Annotated in this window: 18 protein-coding genes; 9 read left to right on the forward strand and 9 right to left on the reverse strand. The window is 73.5% G+C overall.

What is annotated here, in order from left to right:
* Positions 1–731 (forward strand): CAP domain-containing protein (locus tag ACFWJO_RS33790; protein ID WP_386871437.1); only part of this gene is annotated, 731 nt, incomplete at its 5' end.
* Between the two features lie 100 nt (positions 732–831).
* Entirely contained in the window at positions 832–1,437 is a 606-nt protein-coding gene (locus ACFWJO_RS33795; RefSeq protein ID WP_386871439.1) for a DUF998 domain-containing protein, read from the forward strand.
* A 29-nt stretch (positions 1,438–1,466) separates the two neighbouring features.
* Here ACFWJO_RS33795 and ACFWJO_RS33800 read toward each other — a convergent pair whose 3' ends face one another.
* Positions 1,467–2,327 carry an SDR family NAD(P)-dependent oxidoreductase gene (locus tag ACFWJO_RS33800; RefSeq protein WP_386871441.1) on the reverse strand — a complete coding sequence of 287 codons (861 nt, stop codon included), beginning with the start codon at positions 2,325–2,327 and terminating at the stop codon, positions 1,467–1,469.
* 106 nt (positions 2,328–2,433) lie between these two features.
* Here ACFWJO_RS33800 and ACFWJO_RS33805 point away from each other — a divergent pair, with 106 nt between their 5' ends.
* Positions 2,434–2,787, forward strand: a complete 354-nt coding sequence (locus tag ACFWJO_RS33805) for an MmcQ/YjbR family DNA-binding protein (RefSeq protein ID WP_386871443.1) — start codon at positions 2,434–2,436, stop codon at positions 2,785–2,787.
* Positions 2,788–2,840: 53 nt separating this feature from the next.
* On the opposite strand, the gene ACFWJO_RS33810 is transcribed toward ACFWJO_RS33805, so the two are convergent.
* Positions 2,841–3,941 carry a magnesium and cobalt transport protein CorA gene (locus tag ACFWJO_RS33810; protein ID WP_386871445.1) on the reverse strand — a complete coding sequence of 367 codons (1,101 nt, stop codon included), beginning with the start codon at positions 3,939–3,941 and terminating at the stop codon, positions 2,841–2,843.
* A gap of 80 nt (positions 3,942–4,021) precedes the next feature.
* Positions 4,022–4,834, reverse strand: coding sequence for an aminotransferase class IV (locus ACFWJO_RS33815; protein WP_386871447.1), 813 nt, complete (start codon positions 4,832–4,834; stop codon positions 4,022–4,024).
* Between the two features lie 213 nt (positions 4,835–5,047).
* On the opposite strand from ACFWJO_RS33815, the gene ACFWJO_RS33820 reads away from it, so the two are divergent.
* Entirely contained in the window at positions 5,048–6,457 is a 1,410-nt protein-coding gene (locus ACFWJO_RS33820) for an amidase (RefSeq protein WP_386871449.1), read from the forward strand.
* 88 nt (positions 6,458–6,545) lie between these two features.
* On the opposite strand, the gene ACFWJO_RS33825 is transcribed toward ACFWJO_RS33820, so the two are convergent.
* Complete coding sequence (locus ACFWJO_RS33825) at positions 6,546–7,034, reverse strand: carboxymuconolactone decarboxylase family protein (RefSeq protein ID WP_386871451.1); 489 nt, start codon at positions 7,032–7,034, stop codon at positions 6,546–6,548.
* A gap of 310 nt (positions 7,035–7,344) precedes the next feature.
* On the opposite strand from ACFWJO_RS33825, the gene ACFWJO_RS33830 reads away from it, so the two are divergent.
* The 3 genes from ACFWJO_RS33830 (at position 7,345) to ACFWJO_RS33840 (ending at position 9,845) form a co-directional block, all read left to right on the forward strand.
* A complete protein-coding gene (locus ACFWJO_RS33830; protein WP_386871453.1) occupies positions 7,345–8,160 on the forward strand; it encodes a helix-turn-helix domain-containing protein in 816 nt (271 codons plus the stop codon).
* Between the two features lie 151 nt (positions 8,161–8,311).
* Entirely contained in the window at positions 8,312–9,085 is a 774-nt protein-coding gene (locus tag ACFWJO_RS33835) for a crotonase/enoyl-CoA hydratase family protein (RefSeq protein ID WP_386871527.1), read from the forward strand.
* Positions 9,086–9,182: 97 nt separating this feature from the next.
* Positions 9,183–9,845 (forward strand): TOPRIM nucleotidyl transferase/hydrolase domain-containing protein, encoded by a 663-nt coding sequence (locus ACFWJO_RS33840; protein ID WP_386871455.1) that lies wholly within the window; start codon positions 9,183–9,185, stop codon positions 9,843–9,845.
* On the opposite strand, the gene pucL is transcribed toward ACFWJO_RS33840, so the two are convergent.
* From pucL to ACFWJO_RS33855, 3 genes are all read right to left on the reverse strand, one after another.
* Positions 9,835–10,755 (reverse strand): factor-independent urate hydroxylase, encoded by a 921-nt coding sequence (gene pucL / locus ACFWJO_RS33845; RefSeq protein ID WP_386871457.1) that lies wholly within the window; start codon positions 10,753–10,755, stop codon positions 9,835–9,837. The two genes, ACFWJO_RS33840 and pucL, sit on opposite strands and share 11 nt — an antisense overlap.
* Positions 10,756–10,952: 197 nt before the next feature.
* Positions 10,953–11,399, reverse strand: a complete 447-nt coding sequence (locus tag ACFWJO_RS33850; protein ID WP_386871459.1) for a nuclear transport factor 2 family protein — start codon at positions 11,397–11,399, stop codon at positions 10,953–10,955.
* An 86-nt stretch (positions 11,400–11,485) separates the two neighbouring features.
* Positions 11,486–12,181: a type 1 glutamine amidotransferase domain-containing protein gene (locus ACFWJO_RS33855; RefSeq protein WP_386871461.1), complete on the reverse strand. Its 696-nt coding sequence runs from the start codon at positions 12,179–12,181 to the stop codon at positions 11,486–11,488.
* Between the two features lie 278 nt (positions 12,182–12,459).
* Here ACFWJO_RS33855 and ACFWJO_RS33860 point away from each other — a divergent pair, with 278 nt between their 5' ends.
* Both ACFWJO_RS33860 and ACFWJO_RS33865 read left to right on the forward strand, forming a co-directional pair.
* Positions 12,460–12,810 (forward strand): ArsR/SmtB family transcription factor, encoded by a 351-nt coding sequence (locus ACFWJO_RS33860; RefSeq protein ID WP_386871463.1) that lies wholly within the window; start codon positions 12,460–12,462, stop codon positions 12,808–12,810.
* 216 nt (positions 12,811–13,026) lie between these two features.
* On the forward strand, positions 13,027–14,259 hold the full coding sequence (locus tag ACFWJO_RS33865; protein ID WP_386871465.1) for an MFS transporter: 1,233 nt from the start codon (positions 13,027–13,029) through the stop codon (positions 14,257–14,259).
* 15 nt (positions 14,260–14,274) lie between these two features.
* Here ACFWJO_RS33865 and ACFWJO_RS33870 read toward each other — a convergent pair whose 3' ends face one another.
* Entirely contained in the window at positions 14,275–15,240 is a 966-nt protein-coding gene (locus ACFWJO_RS33870; RefSeq protein WP_386871467.1) for an LLM class F420-dependent oxidoreductase, read from the reverse strand.
* Between the two features lie 57 nt (positions 15,241–15,297).
* Positions 15,298–16,008: a DUF6766 family protein gene (locus ACFWJO_RS33875; protein WP_386871469.1), complete on the reverse strand. Its 711-nt coding sequence runs from the start codon at positions 16,006–16,008 to the stop codon at positions 15,298–15,300.
* Positions 16,009–16,046: the final 38 nt, after the last annotated feature.

A 16,046-nucleotide genomic window follows, 5' to 3' on the forward strand; every position in this document is an offset into this window, starting at 1 on the left:
AGCGCGGCCGGCGCCGCGCGGCCGCCGCCGCGGGCCTCGCGGTCGTCGCGGTCACCGGCGGCGCCTTCTCCCTCACCACCGGCCCCGAGGGCGGCGACCCGGACGCCGTCGACGTGACCCGGGCCGCGGCCCCCGACACCGGCTCCGGTCTGTCGCCCGCCGGCACGGACCCGGCGACCCTCTCCGCGACGCCCAGCCCGAGCCGCTCCACCGCGCAGCCCAGCCGCACCGCCACGCCCTCGCCCAAGCCCACCAAGCCCGCGACGACGAAGCCCGCGCCGCCGCGCACCACCGCCCCGCCCGCGCCCAGCCCGCGGCCCACGGCCACCGGCGGCGGCTCCGCTCCCACCTCCTCGTCCGAGGCCGCCCAGGTCATCGAACTCACCAACGCCGAGCGCGCGAAGGCCGGCTGCGGGCCGCTGACCGAGAACTCCCTGCTCACCCGCGCCGCCCAGGGCCACTCCGACGACATGGCCGCACGGAACTTCTTCGACCACACCAACCCCGACGGAGCCGGCCCCGGCGACCGCGTCACGGCCGCCGGATACCGCTGGTCGACGTACGGCGAGAACATCGCCAAGGGCCAGCGCACGCCCGCCGAGGTGATGGAGGCCTGGATGAACAGCCCCGGCCACCGCGCCAACATCCTGAACTGCTCCTTCAAGGAGATCGGCATCGGCATCCACTCCGCCGGCGGCCCCTACTGGACGCAGGTCTTCGGAGCCCGGTAGCCCCCGCGCCCGCCGGCGGCCCGCCCCGCTTTCGGAGCGAGGCCACCGGCGCGCGGCGTGCTCCGCGGGCCCGGGCGGGTTCGCCGCCTACCGTGATCCGATGCGACGCGTTCCGAGATGGACCCTGCTGCCGTCGGGCACGGCGCCCGTCGTGCTGATCGTCGGCTGGTCGGCCGCGGCCGCGCTGGAAGGGCCCTCCTACGACGCCGCACGGCAGACCATCAGCGTCCTCGCGGCCTACGGCGCCGCGGGGTTCTGGGTGATGACCGGCGCGCTGCTGGCCGTGGGCCTGTGCCACCTGGGCACGGCGTGGGGACTGCGCGCCGCGGCCACCCCGGGCCGCGTGGCGCTGGCCGCCGGAGGCATGGCGGCGCTGGCCGTGGCGTTCGTCCCGGCGCCCAGCAGCGGAGGTTCGCTGCGGCACGGTTCCGTGGCCGCCACGGGCTTCGCGCTGCTCGCGCTGTGGCCGGTGCTCGCCTCCGTACGCGGCGGGGCGACGGCCCCGTGGGCGCTCCGGCCCTGGCCCGCCGCCCTGGCCACGGCCTCGATGGGCGCCGGTGCGCTCTGGTACCTGGTGGAGACCGACCGGGCGGGAGCCGCCGGCGTCGCCGAGCGGCTGGTCACCTGCATGCAGTCCCTGTGGCCGCTGGTGGTGGTCCTCTCCTGCCTGTGGCACCAGCGCCGGACCCGCGCCGTCGCGCCCTGACCCCGGTCGGGGGCGGGGCGGCCGGACCGTCAGCCGTTCCGCGGCTCCATACGGAAGGAGAAGCCCAGCGTGCCCGGGTCGAGCGCGGTCGCGCCGCCGTCGACGGTGAGCACCGCGCCGTTGACGAAGGAGGCGGCGGGGGAGAGCAGCCAGGCGATCGCCTCGGCCACCTCCCGCGGCTCTCCGGGCCGCCCGGCCGGCAGCACCCGGGTGACCTCCTCGTACGCGGCCTCGACGCCGCTCCGGCCGGTCCCGCTCCCGCCGGTCCCGCCCGCCGCGCCGCCGTCCAGGCCCGCCTCCTCCGCGAGGCGGTTCATGCGCCGGTCCGCCATGTCCGTGCGCACCCAGCTCGGGCACACGGTGTTGGCGCGCAGCCCGGCACCGCCGTAGTCGACCGCGAGCGAACGGCACAGCTGGAGCAGCGCCGCCTTGGAGGTGGCGTAGGCGGCGTTGCCGACGCCGTTGCGCAGCGCGGACACCGAGGCGACCGCGACCACCGACCCGCGGGCCTCGAGCAGGTGCGGCAGCGCGGCGCGCAGCAGGTGGAACGGCCCGGTGAGGTTGGTGCGCATGACGGCGTCCCAGTCCTCGAGCGTGACCTCGCCGACGCCCCCGCCACGACCGATCCCGGCGTTGAGCACGAGGCCGTCGAGCCGCCCGTACGCGCCGATCGCCGCGTCGACGAGCGCGCGTACCGCGTCCGGGTCCCCGATGTCCGACGGCACGGCGAGCGCGCCGGTCTCCTCCGCGACCAGGTGCAGCGGCTCGGGACGGCGTCCCGAGACCACGACCCGGTGCCCCGCGGCGGCCAACAGCCGCGCTGTCGCGGCGCCGATGCCGGTGCCGCCGCCGGTCACGAGACACACACGCTGGTCCGCGTCCTCCGCCATGCCGGTCACGCCTCCGTGGTCTGTCGGCCGTCCTCGGCCGCCCGTGCCGCCGTCGTGGTGATCATAGGCACGGCCGATGTCGGTGGCCCGTCGTAGGGTCGGCCACATGAGCACTTCCGACGAAGTCCGCGCGCTCGCGCTCGCCCTGCCGGAGACGACGGAGAAGGTGGCCTGGTCCATGCCCACCTTCCGGGTCGCCGGGAAGATGTTCCTGACGCTTCCGGAGGACGAGACGTCGATGGCGGTCCGCTGCCCGAAGCTGGAGCGCGACGAGCTGGTCCTCGCGGAGCCGGAGAAGTTCTGGGTCGCGGACCACGAGGCGGCGTTCGCGTGGGTACGGGTGCGGCTCGCGGCCGTCGACGACCTGGAGGAGCTGCGCGCGATCGTCGTCGACTCCTGGCAGCAGGCCGCCCCGCCCCGGCTGCTCAAGGACCACCCGGAGCTCGCGGCCCCGGCGTAGGACGCTGTCCGGCGGATCGGGACCGGAGGGGCTCTGGCGACCCGACCGGCGGGCTACAGCCAGCCGTTGCGCTTGAAGCCGCGGTGGATGACCACACAGGCGGCCGCCATGACCGCGAGGACGAGGGGATAGCCGAACCGCCACTTCAGCTCGGGCATGTGCTCGAAGTTCATGCCGTACACCCCGCACACCATGGTCGGCACGGCGATGATGGCGGCCCAGGCCGTGATCTTGCGCATGTCCTCGTTCTGGGCGACCGTCACCTGGGCGAGGTGCGCCTGGAGGATCGAGTCGATCAGGACGTCGAAGCCGTTGATCTGCTCGGTGACGCGGGCGAGGTGGTCGGAGACGTCACGGAAGTACGGCTGTATCGCCGGGTCGACGACGGCCGGCGGCCGGGAGATCAGCGCCTCCAGCGGGCGGGCCAGGGGAACGGTGGCCCTCTTGAGTTCCAGGAGTTCGCGCTTGAGCTGGTAGATGCGCCCGGGGTCCGGCGGCGTCTTCGTCCGGGGCGCGAAGACCTCGGTCTCCACCTGCTCGATGTCGTTCTGGACCGCGTCCACGACCGCGAGGTAGTCGTCGACCACCTGGTCGGCGATCGCGTGCAGCACGGCCGACGGCCCCTGCTGCAGCTGCTCGGGGCTCGCCTCCAGCGCCTCGCGCAGCGGACCGAGGGAGCCGTGCCGGCCGTGCCGCACGGTGACCACGAAGTCGGGACCCGTGAAGACCATGATCTCGCCGGTGTCGACGACCTCGCTGGTGGCCGTGAGCTGCTCGTGCTCGACGTACGTGACGGTCTTGAACACGGCGAACAGGACGTCCCCGTACTGCTCCAGCTTGGGCCGCTGGTGGGCGTGGACGGCGTCCTCGACGGCGAGGGGATGGAGGTCGAAGAGCTCGGCCACGCCCTCGAACTCCCGCTCGCTCGGCTCGTGCAGGCCCAGCCACACGAAGCCGCCGCGACCGCCGTGCTTGCGCAGGTGGCGGACCGTCTCGGCGACCCCGCCCGCGTCCGGAAGGCGCCGGCCGTCGTGGTAGCCGACGCAGTTCACCACGGTGCTGCCGAGCGGTGAGCGGGCCGGGTGGCTGAGGTCCACCCGGCGCCCGCGCCGGGCGAGACGGGCCATCTTCCGCAGGCCGCCGACCATCGACATCCCAAGGCTCCTTCGCTGACGTGGCCGTTCAGTCTGCCAGAGGCCGGCGGCGCGGTACGGGGCGCGGGGGGACGGTCCGGCTACAGCCGCTCCGCCGGCACGGCGAGGTAGGCATCGCGGAGTTCCGTGAGGACCGGATCGTCGTCGGGGAAGCGCAGACCGTCGACCTCGCGGACGGCGCGCACGCCGATCGCCGCGTTCGTGGCGAAGACGGCGCGCATGGCGGGCAGTTCGGCGGTGTGCACGGGACGGGCCAGGGCGCCGGGGCGTGCCTCACGCAGCAGCCGCATGGTCACTCCGGACAGCACCTCGGCCTGCGGCCACACCACCTGGCCGTCGCCGTCCACGAAGCCCACGTTCCAGGTGCAGCCCTCGGAGACCAGGTCACCCGGCCCCACGCCGCCGGGCTCCGTGCCGCCGGGCTCCGTGAAGAGCACGTCGTCGAAACCCGCGAGCCGGGCCGCGCGCCGCAGCGCCAGCTGACCGAAGAGGGCGACGTGCTTCACGCCGGCGGCGTCGCGGCGGTACGGGCGGGCGGTCACCCGCAGCGGCGGCGGGAAGAGCGTGCCCGCCGGCCGCGTCGTCACCAGGACGTGGGGGTCGGCCCCCTCGGCCGGGCGCGTGATGTCCAGGGCCGGGTCGAAGACGGTCACACGGACGGTCGACGGCCCCGGCCGTCCGCCCGCCGCCTCCCGCACGTACCCCCGCACCCGCTCCAGATCGAGTTCCGTGCCGAAGACGGCGGAGCAGTCCCGTACCAGGCGGTCGAGGTGCAGGGAGAGCCCGCGCACCGCGCCGTCCTCCACGCGCAGGGTGGTGAAGTGCCCGTAGTTGGTGAGGGCGAGGGCGGTCAGCTGGGCGAGGGACGCGGGGACTCCGTTGACAGTTGCCATGACCCCAGTCTGATGGCCGGATCCCCTCGCGGGTTACTTGCTGGTACGGAATGATGGTGTCCGACCACCATCCACACGCATTCCACACGCCCGGGGGCTGAGGCAGCGGTGACGACTTCCCATTCGGATTCCCCTTCCGATTCCCGGTCCGATGCGCGATCCGACGCGGGATCCGGGGCGCGGACCGACTCCCGATCCGAGGAACGGACCAGGGTGCACGCCTTCCGGGACGACGCCCTGGGCGAACACGACGCGGTCGGGCTCGCCGCGGCGATCCGGCGGGGCGAGATCGCCGCCGCCGAGGTCGCACGGGACGCGGCGGAGCGCGTACGGTCCGTGGACGACCGCCTCCACGCGGTCCAGCTCTCCACCGACCCCACGACCGCGGCCCTCGCCGCCGGCCCGGCCGCCGTCACCGGAGGCGGGGCCTTCGCCGGCGTACCGAGCTTCGTCAAGGACAACACCGACCAGCGCGGTCTGCCCACCGGCCACGGCAGCGCGGCCTTCACCCCGCGCACCGCCCGCCGGGACGCGCCCTTCGCCCGGCAGTTCCTGGCCACCGGCGTCACCGTCCTCGGCAAGACCCGGCTGCCCGAGTTCGGGTTCAGCCCGTCGACGGAGTTCGAGGGCGCCGAGCCGGTCCGCAACCCCTGGAACCCCGCCCACTCGGCGGGCGGTTCGTCCGGCGGCAGCGCCGCCCTCGTGGCGGCCGGAGCCGTGCCGATCGCGCACGCCAACGACGGCGGCGGCTCGATCCGCATCCCGTCCGCCTGCTGCGGACTCGTCGGCCTCAAGCCGACCCGCGGCCGCGTCGTGCCCAACGCCCAGAGCCGCCAACTGCCCCTCGACATCGTCTCGGACGGCGTCGTGACCCGCTCGGTACGGGACACCGCCGCGTTCCTCGCCGCCGCCGAACGCCACTGGCGCAACCCCAAGCTGCCGCCGGTGGGCCTCGTCGAAGGCCCCTCGGGCCGCCGGCTGCGCATCGGCCTGCTGCTCGACTCCCCGAACGGCGTCCGCTCCGACGCGACCACCCGCGAGGCGGTCACCGAGACCGCGGCGACGCTCGAACGGCTCGGGCACACCGTGGAGCCCGTGCGACCGGCCATCGATCCCCGGTTCACCGACGACTTCCTCACGTACTGGGGGATGTTGTCGTTCCTCATCGGCGCCACCGGCCGGGCCCTCGGCGCGGACTTCGACCGCCGCCGCATGGACGGCCTCAGCCGCGGCCTTCGCGAGACCTACCTCGCGAACTGGCGCGGCACCCCGGGCGTCCTGCGCCGGCTGCGCCGCACGAAGGAGGCGTACGCGGCGGCGTTCCGCGGCCACGACCTGCTCCTGTCCCCGGTCCTCGCCCACACGACGCCGCCGATCGGCCACCTCAGCCCGGCCGTGCCGTACCCGACGCTGATCGAACGGATCCTCGCGTACGTCGCGTTCACCCCGATCGACAACGTGGTCGGCACCCCGTCGCTGTCCCTGCCCGGACCCGTCGCCACGCCCGAGGGCCTCCCCGTCGGCGTCATGTTCTCGGCCCGCCCCGGCGCCGAACGCACCCTGCTGGACGTCGCGTTCACCCTGGAGTCGGAGCGCCCGTTCCGCCGCATCCAGGACGCGTGAGCCGCGGACGGCGGGCTCTCCGGGGGCCTCGGGGTGATCGGCGTGCCACGCCCGCGGCGGGGCTGAGGCCTTCAGGACTCCGGCCCGTTCAGTCCCACTGGTTGTCGGCGAGGGAGGTGACGGGCTGGGGCTTGCCGATGACGGCCACGGCGATGAAGAAGCTGATCTGCCCGATGGCGATCATGAGGGTGGCGAGGGCCTTGTCGTCGTAGTGCTTCGCGGCCTCCGCGTAGAGCTCGTCCGTCACCCGCTCGCGGCCGTGCGGGGCGGGCTGGAGGGTGGCCTCGAGCAGGGCGAGCGCGGCGCGCTCCGCGTCGGTGAAGTACGGGGCGTCCTGCCAGGAGGAGACCGCGGTGATCCGCTCCTCGGTCTCGCCCGCCTTGCGGAGGAAGCCGGTGTTGAGGATGGTCAGGTAGGTGTTGCCCGCGATCTGACCGGCACGCAGGTGGATGAGGTTGATGGTGTTGCGGGGCACCGAGTGGTTGCCGGTCGCGCGGAAGAACGCGGCGCTGATGTCGTTGATCTCCGGGACGAACTCGCCGGGGTTGGGCATGCGCGAGATCGAGGGCTTCGTCATGACGGGTGTCTCCTTCGTGTCGGTCTGCCGGGGCGCCGGGCGCCTCTCCGGCGTCTTCACAGCACTGACGGACCGGCCGAAGAAGATGTGACGGGAAACCGGGAGATCTTCCGATCAGATCGCTGCGGTCGTGTCCACGGCCCGCCGCGGACATCGACCACCGGTGCCCCGGATCCCCCGTTCGGTCCGGGGCGCCGGTGGTTCGCGGGATGGAGTCTTCCGCCGGCCCGCCCGGCTTTCCAGTGGATGATCATGCAGATAATGAGAGCCGCCGGCGGCGGCCGGCGGCCGTCCGGACGAAAGGTGCCGCATGAGACTCTCGGCCAGTGACCGAGGCCGTCTGAAGGAGATCCTCCAGAAGCGCCGGGCCGCGCTCGACCCCGTCACCATGGGGTTCCCGGAGCGGCGGCCCGGCCCCGGGCGCCGGGCCGCCGGACTGAGCCAGGAGCAGATGGACGTGCTGCTCACGCGGACCGTCGGCACCTACAACCGGTTCGAGAACGGTCAGCTCGCCAACCCGGCCACCGACTTCCTCACCGCGGTCGCCCGGACCCTCCGGCTGGACGAACACGAGTGGGCCTTCCTGTGGCAGCTGCTCCGCAAGGAGCACCCGCCGCACCCGCTGCACAGCAGCTCCGGCATGTCCATAGCCGGGGTCTGGCAGCGGGTCATCGACCGGGTCGGCGACTCCGTGGCCTTCGTCCACGACGCCGAGTGGAACGTGCTCGTCCACAACGAGGGGTTCCGCCGCTTCTTCCCGCGCGGGCAGGCCCCGGCCAACATCATGCGTTACATGCTGCTCGACCCCGAGGCCCGCACCGAGGTCCTCACCGACTGGGAGACCCAGTGGGTGCCGGCCATGATGCCGCACCTGAAGCAGAGCGCCGCCCTGCGCCCCGCCAACGACGGCCTGGCCCGGCTCGAGCGCGACGTCCTCGACGACCCCGTGACCGGCCCGCTCTACCGCGACTGCGCCTCCGCCCCGATCCCCTTCTACGACGGCTCGGAACTCCCGGTGCGCCACGCCGTACACGGCCCCGGCCGGCTCACGACCTGCCTCGCCGACCTCGCCGCCGCGCCCGGCGCCCGGCTGAACATCAGCCTGTTCACGGCCGACGCCCCGTGAACGTCGCACGACGCCGACGGCGTGGCGGGGCCTGGTGGTGCGGTCGCGGGCGCGTGAGAATGCGGGCATGACCGACGCCGCCGCGCCCCGGCCCCCGGCCCCGATCCCGGCCTCGCCCTCGCCCTCGCCCTCGCGCGAGCGGGATCCGGACATGAGCCCTTCCGTACGTGTCGAGCGGGACGGGCCGGTGACGACCGTCGTGCTGTCGCGGCCCGCCGCCCGCAACGCCGTGGACGGTCCGACCGCGGCCCGACTGGTGGAGGCCTTCCGGGAGTTCGAGGCGGACGACGAGGCGTCGGTCGCCGTGCTGTGGGGAGAAGGCGGGACGTTCTGCGCCGGCGCGGACCTCAAGGCCGTGGGCACCGAGCGCGGCAACCGGGTGGCCGAGGACGGCGACGGCCCCATGGGACCGACCCGGCTGCGCCTGACCAAGCCGGTCATCGCGGCCGTCGCCGGACACGCCGTGGCCGGCGGTCTCGAACTGGCCCTGTGGTGCGACCTGCGGGTGGTCGAGGAGGACGCCGTCCTGGGCGTGTTCTGCCGTCGCTGGGGCGTGCCGCTGATCGACGGCGGCACCGTCCGCCTGCCCCGGCTGATCGGCGAGAGCCGCGCCATGGACCTGATCCTCACCGGCCGACCCGTTCCGGCCGTCGAGGCCCACGCCATCGGCCTCGCCAACCGCCTCGTCCCGCCGGGCCGTTCCCGCGCCGCGGCCGAGGCGCTCGCCCGCGAGATCGCCGCCTTCCCGCAACGGTGTCTGCGCCACGACCGGCTGTCCGTCCGCGAACAGCACGGCCTGCCCGAGCCCGAGGCCCTGGCGGCCGAACTCCGCCACGGCATGGTCCCGTTGTCGGCGGGCGAGACCACGGCGGGCGCCGCACGCTTCGCGTCGGGCGCCGGACGGCACGGCTCCTTCGACGACTGAGCGGAGCGGCGGCAGGACGGGCCAGGCCGGCGTCCGGCGCCCGTCCACCGGCGGAAATTGCCTGGCGTGGCGCCCGCGAGGGCCGGAGACTCGTCCCATGAGTGACATGGAGGCGTTCCGGCAGGCGGTCACGACGTGGGCGGCGGGCGGCCCCGGTGACCCGGCGCGGGAGCTCGCCGCGCGGCTGCCCGTACGGACCGTCGTCCTGCTCGAAGGGCTGAGCGACGTCGCCGCCGTCGAGGCGCTCGCCGCGCGCCGCGGCCGCGACCTGGCGGCCGAGGGCGTCTGCGTCCTGTCCATGAACGGCGCGATGAACGTGGCCCGGTTCGCGCGCCTCCTCGGCCCGCCCGGCCTCGGCCTGCGCCTCACCGGCCTGTGCGACGAGCGGGAGCGCGCCTACTACGCGCGCGGCTGGGAGCGGGCGGGCGTGTCGGACGGGCAGGAGTTCCACGTCTGCGAGGCGGACCTGGAGGACGAACTCATCCGCGCGCTCGGCCACGAGCGGGTGCGGGAAGTCGTCGAGGCGCAGGGCGACCTGCGCCCCCTGCAGACCTTCCTGCGCCAGCCCGAACAGCGCACCCGCACACCGCAGCAGCAGCTGCGCCGCTTCCTCGGCACGAAGAAGGGCCGCAAGATCCACTACGGCCGCGCCCTGGTCGAGGCCCTCCCGCCGACCGGCACGCCCACCCCGCTCGACGCGCTGCTGACCGGCCTGGAGACCGGCCGCGGCGGCGCCGGGCGGAAAGGTGTCAGGCGGTGATCCAGTCGCTGGTGGCGATGACCGGCTGGACGCCGTCGCGGTGGATGGTGCCCTCGATCAGGCCGTACATCCGGTCGGCGGCGTAGTACACCTCGTTGTCGTTCTTCATGCCGAAGGGCTCGAGGTCGACGAGGAAGTGGTGCTTGTTGGGCAGGTTGAGGCGGACCTCGTTCACGCTTCCGCAGTTGTCCAGGACCCGCTCGGCCATCGCGTTGAGCGTCTGCTGCAGCGAGTAGCTGTACGTCTCGGCGAACGCCTCCAGCATGTGGCGCCTGACCTGCTTGTACGAGCGGTCCCAGGCGAAGTCCGGCTCGCCGGCGGCGATCGCGGAGTGGGCCCAGCGGGCCGTGACCTTGGTGGCCAGGATCCGGTCGTAGGCCTCCTGGAGGGTCGTGTACCTGTCCTTGATGAAGCCGTGGAACTCGGAGTTGGTCGAGTTCATGACGGTCAGTTCCTTCAGGCCGGAGATGACCTGGAGCTGCCCGGTGTGACCGCTGTACGTGACCTGCGCGGTGCGCACCTCTTGGCCCTTGCGGACGAAGGAGTGCTGTTCGGCGCGGGTGGGCACGGGGATCCGGTCCCAGCCGAACTCCTCGACCCGGATCTGCGCCTCGTGGATCACCGGCTGGGAGTGCACGAAGTGCTTGGCCAGCAGGATCGCGAACGCCTCGGGCGAGGCGATGCCGTGTTCCTTGGCGAAGGCGTAGACGGTGTTCTTGGTGGTGTCGGTCGGCAGACAGTTGCCGTTGTCGCCGGTCAGATGGACCTCGCGGAACTCGCCGCGCAGCGCGACGGAGACGTTCAGGTCGCGGATCCCGTGCCAGGCGCCCTCGTTGCCCTGGCGGGTGATCGTGACGATGCGGTTCTCGGCCTTGCCGTACTGGTTCTGGGCGAGGACGTGCTTGCTCATGGCGTTGCTCCTGCGGGTACGTGGAAACGTGGTCCCCGTACGCCCGGCGTCCAGCGCACGCGCATCGCGTGACGCTCCCCGCCGTCCGGCCCCGCGCCAGTGGGGCCGCCCCGGGACTGACGAGCATCCCGGTCCGTAGGTGTGTTCGCCACGGATTGCAGCACAGGCCTCCCCTGATCGACAAGAGGCGGGAACGGTCATCCGCCGAAATGCAGGCCGCGGTCGGCAGCTCCCGCGGCCCCCGCAGCTCCCTCGGCCTCGGCGGCCTCGGCGGCGATCCGCTCGAACTGCGCCCCCATGGCCTCGGAGAGCGCCTTGGCGGCGGACAGCGGCCGGACCATCACCGTGAAGTCGTCGATCCGGCCGTCCTCGTCGAGGTGCAGGAAGTCGCAGCCGTCGATCTCCCGGTCGCCGACCTTCGCCTTGAAGACCAGGGCGTGGTCACGCCCGTCCGCGCCGACGATCTCCCGTACGTAGCGGAAGTCGGTGAAGACCCGGCCGACACCGCGCAGGATGGCCGCCGTGATCGCCTTGCCCGGATACGGCTTGAAGGCCACGGGGCTGGTGAAGACGACGTCCTCGGCGAGGAGGGCTTCGATCGCGGCGTGGTCGCCGGCCTCGACCGCCTGTCGGAATGCCTTCATCCTGACCTCCACGACTAATCAACAAATTGAGTAGGTGGGAGCAGCGTAGAGGCTCCGGAGGCGGTCGGTCCAGCCCCGCCGGGGACTCAGGCCAGCTTCTTGAGCAGCTCGGCGGCGAGCGGGGCGGAGGAGGCGGGGTTCTGGCCGGTGACCAGGTTGCGGTCGACGACGACGTGCGGAGCCCACGGTTCGCCGGCCTTCACGACCACGCCCGCCTCGACGAGCCGGGTCTCCAGGAGCCACTTCGCGCGCTCGCCGAGGCCGGCCTGCATCTCCTCGGCGTTCGTGAACGCGGCGACCTCGTAGCCCGCGAAGGCGTTGCCGCCGTCCGCCTTCTCGGCGGCGAGCAGCGCGGCCGGACCGTGGCAGACGACGCCGAGCGGCCTGCCCGACTCCAGGGCGGCGGTCAGCAGCCGCCCGGAGGCGGTGTTCACCGCGAGGTCCTCCATGGGGCCGTGGCCGCCGGGGTAGAAGACGGCGTCGTAGTCCGCGAGGTCGACGTCCTCCAGCTTCACCGGGTTCCTGATCTCGTCCATGGCGGCCAGCGCGGCGGCGATCCGGTCGGCGCCCTCCTGCCCGCCGTTGGTCTCCGCGGCGAGGCTGCCGGCGTCGACCGGCGGCTCGACTCCGCCCGGCGTCGCGACGACGACCTCGTGCCCGGCGGCGGTGAAGGCCTCGTAGGGCGTGACGGCCTCCTCGGCCCAGAAGCCGGTGGGGTGCTCGGTGCCGTCGGCCAGCGTCCAGCGGTCGGCGCCGGTCATCACGAAAAGGATCTTCGACATGGGAGTGCTCCGGAAGTCACGGGCCCCGGCGGGGCCGGCGGAAGGGGCGACGACGTCGACGGTAGGACGGCCGACCCATAGGGATCCAATGAAGAAGGCGATACCTGCCATGGGATATCCGATGGGAAGGCCGTCGCATCGGCGCGGAGGGGCGAGGATGGTCCCATGAGGAAGAGTTCTGGACAGGCAGCGCGACGGACCCGGCCGGCGGCCGGCCGGGAGATGGCCGGGCGGGCCGCCCGCGGTACGGGCCCGGGCGCGGAACGGCGGTGGGTGCGGTGAGCGCGCCGCTCTACCAGCTGAAGGCGGAATTCTTCAAGACGCTCGGCCACCCCGTACGCATCCGCGTCCTGGAACTCCTGAGCCGCCGCGAGCACCTCGTCTCCGAGATGCTCGCCGAGATCGGCGTCGAGCCCGCCCACCTCTCGCAGCAGCTCGCGGTCCTGCGCCGCTCCAACCTCGTCGTCGCCCGCCGCGAAGGCTCGGCCGTCTCCTACACCCTGACCGACCCTCAGGTGGCGGAACTGCTGGCCGTCGCCCGCTCGATCCTCTCGGGCGTGCTGGCCGGTCAGGCGGAACTGCTCGCCGACCTCCGGGCCACGCCCCCGGGGTCGCCCCCGCCTGCCTGACGGCGGCATCGGCACCGGGAGGGGCGGTGCGTAGGGAGTCCGAAGGTCGGGCAGAGCGTGATCATGACAGAATCCCCGTCCCCGTCCCCGTCCCCGTCCCCGTCTCCGTCCCCGTCTGCCTCCCCCTCGTCGACCGGCGGCTCGACGCCGCCCGGCGCCGCTCCCGCGCCGCCCGCCCCTGCCGTCCCGGCGCCCCCGGCCCGTCCGTTACGGCAGTTGCTCGCCGCCTCCGTCGGCAACGCCGTCGAGTGGTACGACTGGTACGCGTACACCTTCCTCGCCGCCTACCTGGCGCGCCAGGTCTTCCCGCCCGGCACCGGGAACTCGCTGGTCCCGCTCCTGTCCACGTTCGCCGTCTTCGCCGTCGGCTTCTTCATGCGCCCGGTCGGCGGGCTCCTCATGGGCGCCGTCGCCGACCGGCGCGGCCGCCGCACCGCGCTCACCGTCACCATCCTGCTGATGGGCGGCAGCAGCCTGTTGGTCGGCCTCACGCCCACCTACGCCGCCGCCGGAGTCCTCGCCCCCGTCGTGCTCGTGACGGCCCGGCTGCTCCAAGGCCTCTCGGTCGGAGGTGAGTTCGCCGCGTCGACCACCTTCCTGGTGGAATCGGCGGGCCCCGGCCGCCGCGGACTGTTCTCCTCCTTCCAGTACGTCTCCACGTCCGTCGGCCAGCTCGCCGCCTCCGGCACCGCAGCGTTCCTCGTCGCCGTGCTGCCCGCGGATGCCATGGACGGCTGGGGCTGGCGCGTACCGTTCCTGCTCGGCGCGGTGCTCAGCCTCGCGGGCTTCTGGATCCGCCGCGGCGCCGAGGAGACCCGCGGCGGCCACCACGCCGAGGACCGCCGGCCCGGACTGCTCGACGCGCTCCGTCACCACCCGCGGGCCTCGCTGCTGATCTGCGGCATCACCGCGGGCGGCACCCTCGCGTATTACACCTGGACCTCCTACCTGCCGACCTACGCGGAGCTCGAGACCGGCATCGCCAAGGAGGACGCGCTGCTCGCCGGCACCCTGTCCCTCGCGTTCTTCGCCGCGCTGCAGCCGCTCGGCGGCATCTTGTCCGACCGCTTCGGGCGCAGGCCGGCCCTGCTGTTCTTCGGGCTGGGCTTCGCGGTGCTCGTGGTGCCCCTGCTGCGCGCGCTCGACGGCTCCTTCCTCAACCTGCTCCTCGTCCAGTGCGCCGGCATGGTGCTGCTGACCGGCTTCACGTCGGTCTCGGCCGCGGTGAACGCGGAGACCTTCCCCGCGCGCGTACGGGCCGCGGGCATCGGCTTCCCGTACTCGCTGACCGTCGCGCTCTTCGGCGGGACGGCGCCCTACGTCGGCACGCTGGTGAAGGACCTGGGCAGGCCGGACCTGTTCCCCTGGTACGTCGCGGTGCTGTGTCTGGTGTCGTCCGTCGTGTACCTGCGGCTGCCGGAGACCGCCGGCAAACCCCTCGACCGCTGACCCCGGACGGCGGGCTCAGCGCTCGCGCAGGGCCGGCAGCAGCGTGTCCTCGGCCCAGCGCAGGAACGGGCGCTGCTGCCCGCCGCCGATCTGGACCAGGGCGAGATCGGTGAAGCCGGCCTCCTCGTACGCCCGCGCCGCCTTCACGACCGCGTCGGGATCGTCCCCGCAGGGGAACGCCTCGGCCACGTCCTCCGGACGGACGTGCGCGGCGGCCTGCTCGAAGCCCGCCGGCAGGGGCAGCTCGGCGTTCATGCGCCAGCCGCCGAGCGCCCAGCGGAACTGTGCGTGCGCGCGGGCCACCGCCGCGTCCCGGTCGGTGTCGTAACAGATCGGAAGCTGGCCGATCCGGGGCTTGCCCGCACCGCCGTGGGCGTCGAAGGCGTCGACGAGCTCGCGCTCCGGCTCGGTGGCGATCAGCAGGTCGCCGTGGTTGCCCGCGAGGGCGCAGGAGCGGGGGCCGGAGGCGGCGATCCCGATGGGCGGCGGGGTCTCGGGCAGGTCCCACAGCCGGGCGGCGTCGACCTGGAAGTGCCGTCCGTGCCGGGTCACGTACTCTCCCGTGAACAGCGCCCGGATGATCCCGACCGCCTCCTCGAGCCGTTCCAGCCGGACCCGGGCGGAGGGCCAGCCCGCGCCGACGACGTGCTCGTTGAGGTTCTCGCCGGAGCCGAGGCCGAGCCGGAAGCGGCCCTCGGACAGGAGCTGCACGGTCGCCGCCTTCTGCGCGACCACCGCCGGGTGGTAGCGGAAGGTCGGGCAGGTCACGAACGTCATCAGCGGGATGCTGGACGTGGCCTGCGCGGCCGCCCCGAGCACGCTCCACACGTACGGCGCGTGCCCCTGGGACTCCAGCCACGGGAAGGAGTGGTCCGAGACCACGGAGAAGTCGAAGCCCACGGCCTCCGCCTCGACCACGTCCCGGACCAGCTCACGCGGGCCGGTCTGTTCGGTCATCATCGTGTAGCCGATGTGCATCATGTGTCGCGCGGTTCCCCGTGGGCCCGGCCGTAAACGGCCGCCCGGCGACGGCCGGGGTCAGCCCTCGACGCCGGTGGCGGAGTGCGGGGCGCCGACCGGCTTGGACTCGGGGGAGCCGCGCTGACGCAGGTAGACGGACAGGATGGCCATCGCGGCCACGGCGAGCAGCTCGGACTGCCAGTTCTGCAGCGAGCGGTTCCAGAAGTCGGAGGATCCGAGGTACGCGCCCCAGTCGATCGGGGCCTGGAGCCGCCGCAGCCGCTCGCCGTTGTACGCGGCGACGCCGGCCACGGACTGGGCCAGCCAGGACAGCAGGAAGAACACCGCCATGACCAGGCCCAGCGAGCGGGAGTACAGCCCCTGGCGCCAGTCCTTCGTCCCCGCCCAGCGGGGCGAGACCGGCTCCGCGTGGTCGCCCATCCGCTGCTGGCGGTCGCTCTCGGTCCCCGCGCGGTCCAGCGGCTTCGACTCCGGCGAGCCGCGCTGGACCAGATAGACCGTCCCGAACACGTACAGGAAGAACTGCAGGAACTCGGACTGCCAGTTCTCGGTGACGTCGGCGGCGAAGTCCGAGGACATCAGGTACTCGCCGAGCCCGACCTGCTGGAGTCCGTCCAGGGTCAGCTGCTCGTTGAACTCGGCGCGGCCCGCGACGGCCTGCGCGGCGAGGACGACGAAGAAGGCCGCCCCGAAGGCGAGGGTCAGGCTGTTGGACCGCCAGAACCCGGTCCGGTCCTCGCCTCCCGGCCCGGACGTCCGCCCGGTCACCTGTGCATCGCCCCGATCGCGGTGAAGTAGGCGAGGCC

The sequence above is a fragment of the Streptomyces sp. NPDC127092 genome (genome assembly GCF_042722475.1).
GTDB lineage: Bacteria > Actinomycetota > Actinomycetes > Streptomycetales > Streptomycetaceae > Streptomyces.

Coding starts and splice junctions, on each gene's coding strand:
- ACFWJO_RS33795 (WP_386871439.1), top strand. CDS start 832: ATGCGACGCGTTCCGAGATGGACCCTGCTGCCGTCGGGCACGGCGCCC.
- ACFWJO_RS33800 (WP_386871441.1), bottom strand. CDS start 2,327: ATGGCGGAGGACGCGGACCAGCGTGTGTGTCTCGTGACCGGCGGCGGC.
- ACFWJO_RS33805 (WP_386871443.1), top strand. CDS start 2,434: ATGAGCACTTCCGACGAAGTCCGCGCGCTCGCGCTCGCCCTGCCGGAG.
- ACFWJO_RS33810 (WP_386871445.1), bottom strand. CDS start 3,941: ATGTCGATGGTCGGCGGCCTGCGGAAGATGGCCCGTCTCGCCCGGCGC.
- ACFWJO_RS33815 (WP_386871447.1), bottom strand. CDS start 4,834: ATGGCAACTGTCAACGGAGTCCCCGCGTCCCTCGCCCAGCTGACCGCC.
- ACFWJO_RS33825 (WP_386871451.1), bottom strand. CDS start 7,034: ATGACGAAGCCCTCGATCTCGCGCATGCCCAACCCCGGCGAGTTCGTC.
- ACFWJO_RS33830 (WP_386871453.1), top strand. CDS start 7,345: ATGAGACTCTCGGCCAGTGACCGAGGCCGTCTGAAGGAGATCCTCCAG.
- ACFWJO_RS33835 (WP_386871527.1), top strand. CDS start 8,312: ATGAGCCCTTCCGTACGTGTCGAGCGGGACGGGCCGGTGACGACCGTC.
- ACFWJO_RS33840 (WP_386871455.1), top strand. CDS start 9,183: ATGAGTGACATGGAGGCGTTCCGGCAGGCGGTCACGACGTGGGCGGCG.
- pucL (WP_386871457.1), bottom strand. CDS start 10,755: ATGAGCAAGCACGTCCTCGCCCAGAACCAGTACGGCAAGGCCGAGAAC.
- ACFWJO_RS33850 (WP_386871459.1), bottom strand. CDS start 11,399: ATGAAGGCATTCCGACAGGCGGTCGAGGCCGGCGACCACGCCGCGATC.
- ACFWJO_RS33855 (WP_386871461.1), bottom strand. CDS start 12,181: ATGTCGAAGATCCTTTTCGTGATGACCGGCGCCGACCGCTGGACGCTG.
- ACFWJO_RS33870 (WP_386871467.1), bottom strand. CDS start 15,240: ATGATGCACATCGGCTACACGATGATGACCGAACAGACCGGCCCGCGT.